This is a genomic window from Xanthomonas sp. SHU 166 (assembly GCF_000364685.1).
In the GTDB taxonomy this organism is placed as follows: domain Bacteria; phylum Pseudomonadota; class Gammaproteobacteria; order Xanthomonadales; family Xanthomonadaceae; genus Xanthomonas_A; species Xanthomonas_A sontii.
This window is the reverse complement of record NZ_AQOJ01000567.1, coordinates 1-2523: the sequence shown is the minus strand read 5'-3', so window position 1 is coordinate 2523 and position 2523 is coordinate 1. Positions and strand designations below refer to the sequence as shown.

Below are 2523 nucleotides of genomic sequence, written 5' to 3'. Positions count from 1 at the left end.
CGGCTGGGCCGGCGCCCCCAGCGGCCGCTGCCGCTGCAGCGAGGACGCGGTACGGCGCTACCGCGCGCGCATCTCCGGCCCACTGCTGGACCGCATCGACCTGCACGTGGAAGTGCCGCGGCTGCCGCCGCAGGCGCTGCGCGCCGATGCGCCGCCCGGCGAAGCAAGCGCCGTCGTGCGCGAGCGCGTGGAGCTGGCACGGCAACGCCAGCAGGCCCGCGCCGGCCGGCCCAACGGCCAGCTCGGCCACAGCGAAACCCTGCGCGACTGCCGCCTGCAACCGCGCGACGAGGCGCTGCTGGAACAGGCCATCGAGCGCCTGCGGCTGTCGGCGCGCTCGCTGCATCGGATCCTGCGCGTGGCCCGCACCATCGCCGACCTGGACGCCAGCGACGCCATCGCCACCGCGCACCTGACCGAGGCCATCGCGTACCGGCAACTGGATCGTGGCGAGCCAATGGCGAGCGCCGTGGGTCCGACGCCACCCGGGGCACGCCGCCTGGCAGGTTGACGCCAAGCCGCAGCCGGCGTGCGCCGCATCCAGTCTGCACCCAGTCGTGCCCGCTGAGCGCAGCACTCTGCCGTACGCGCTCAGCTACTCGCCGCAGCGTCCACCCACTCGGCGATCAAGGCATTGCACCGCCTCGCATGGGTAAAGGTCATGCCGTGCGACGCCCCGGCCAGCACCTCGTGGCGCGCCTGCGGAGACCAGGCCGCCAGCGCGGCGGCGTTGTCGCGGTACTGGGCCGGGCTGCGTTCGCCGGCGACCAGCAACACCGGCATCGCCAGCGTGGCGGCCTGCTCGGGCCGGTACGCCGGCAGCACGTCGGCGATCTGCGGCGCCAGGGTCTGCGCGTTGTCGCGCACCATCTGCCGAAAGCTTGCGCTGCTGCGCGCCCAGGCGCCGGGCTGGCTGACCGAATCGACGAAGCATTCCAGGCCGGCCTCCACCTGGCCACCTTGCAGCAACGCGATCGCCTGCCGGCGGACCGTCTGCACATCCGCCGGCAGGCCCTGCGGCTGCGGGCCACCCGGATCGAACAGGGTCAGGCTGGCGATGGCGTCCGGCCGCAACAGCGCCGCCTGCCAGGCCACGGCGGCACCACGGGAATGACCGACCAGATGCACCGGCCGCGCTTCCTCGGCGATGAAGGCGGCGAGCTGCTGCGCATGCCAGCGCCAACCGAACGCATGCCGCGACGCCGACGGCAGTCGCGGGTAGTACTGGCCCAGGCTCAGCGCGCTGAGCTGGAAGCGGTCGGCCAGGCCGCGCAGCTGTGGCGCCCAGTAGCGGTAGTCGCACAGGGCCCCGTGCACCAGCAGCACCGGCGCACCCTCGCCCACCCGCAGATAGGCCAGCGCGTCGTCCGCGCCGAGCCGGCGGACGGCCGGCTTGGGCAAGGGCGTGCGTGAACTGCTCGTCGCGATCATGCGTGCGACACCGCAACTACCGCCAGCGACGCCGACAGCCAGCGGCCAACAACGCCATCGCCGCGCAAGCAACACGCCGTTTGCGTCGAAAGGGAAGTGGGGAAGCGCTCGGCATCCCGATACGATAGCCGTATCGCCCCGGCGCGGCGACACTGCAGCGATGCGGTGGCGATCGGTGGCACAGCATCGCGCTGGCCGCGCGGCACACGCGCCGGAACGGCGGCGGCAGCCTCCCACCCACAAGGTTGCCAGAGCACACTCCCGCATGAGGGCCTGTGCGACGCAGGGTCGCGCTGTGTCGCACCCTGCATGCATCAGGCAATCACACCTCCAGAATGTGGCGCGTCCGCGGCGCGACGATGGCGAGGCGATGACCTTGATCTCACCGCAAGGGTGCTCCGCGCTTGCCACCATCGCACCGGGGACGCCGCTGCCTCCGCCTCAGGCGCATCACCCGCGCCGAGACGGTCGAACCCGGCCTGGCCTTTCCCCCGATCAGCCAGGCCGCCGGGACGCAGAGGCGGCAGCCGCCCCTGTGTCCCTCGCCACTCCGTCAGTCGACGAAGCTCAGCACCAGCGCGCGCACCTGCTGCACCGACACGCCCGCCTGCTGTTTCAGCGCGCCGAGCGCGTAGGCGCTGAGCGTTTCGCGGTCCATGCGTGCGGCCGAACGCGGCGCCACCACGTGGAGCGTGCCGTCTTCCAGCAGGGACAGGCGCAGCGTAGCGTTCTCGTCCGCATCGACGGCCACACTGGTCTGGGCGCTGGCGCGAACGTTCTGCTGCAGGTTCGGCGCGGTCGGCGCGCTGCCGTCCAGCGGGTGCAGCGCCAGGCTGCTGCCCAGGTCTTCCACCCGCAGGCGGCCAAGCGCGCGGCCTTCGCCGTCGAACACCGTCAGCACCGCCACTTCAGGCTGCGCCAGGGTCTCGCCACCGGTAGCGAGGCTCACGCCGGCACCGTTGCGCAGCACCTGCTCCATCGCCACATCGCCCGGGGCACCGCCGCGCTGGCCGGCACCCTGGCTTGCGCCGCCAGCACCGCCCTGGGCATCGGCGACGTTGCCTGCGCCGTTGCCACCGGCATTGGCGCCCG

General features: G+C 73.0%; 3 protein-coding genes. 1 reads left to right on the top strand and 2 read right to left on the bottom strand.

What is annotated here, in order from left to right:
* The coding region (locus tag D180_RS14270; protein ID WP_017913334.1) for an ATP-binding protein at positions 1 to 511 on the top strand (511 nt) is incomplete at its 5' end.
* A gap of 80 nt (positions 512 to 591) precedes the next feature.
* On the opposite strand, the gene D180_RS14265 is transcribed toward D180_RS14270, so the two are convergent.
* Positions 592 to 1431 carry an alpha/beta fold hydrolase gene (locus D180_RS14265; protein ID WP_043091015.1) on the bottom strand — a complete coding sequence of 280 codons (840 nt, stop codon included), beginning with the start codon at positions 1429 to 1431 and terminating at the stop codon, positions 592 to 594.
* Positions 1432 to 1984: 553 nt separating this feature from the next.
* A partial coding sequence (locus D180_RS14260; protein WP_043091014.1) for a hypothetical protein occupies positions 1985 to 2523 on the bottom strand: 539 nt, incomplete at its 5' end.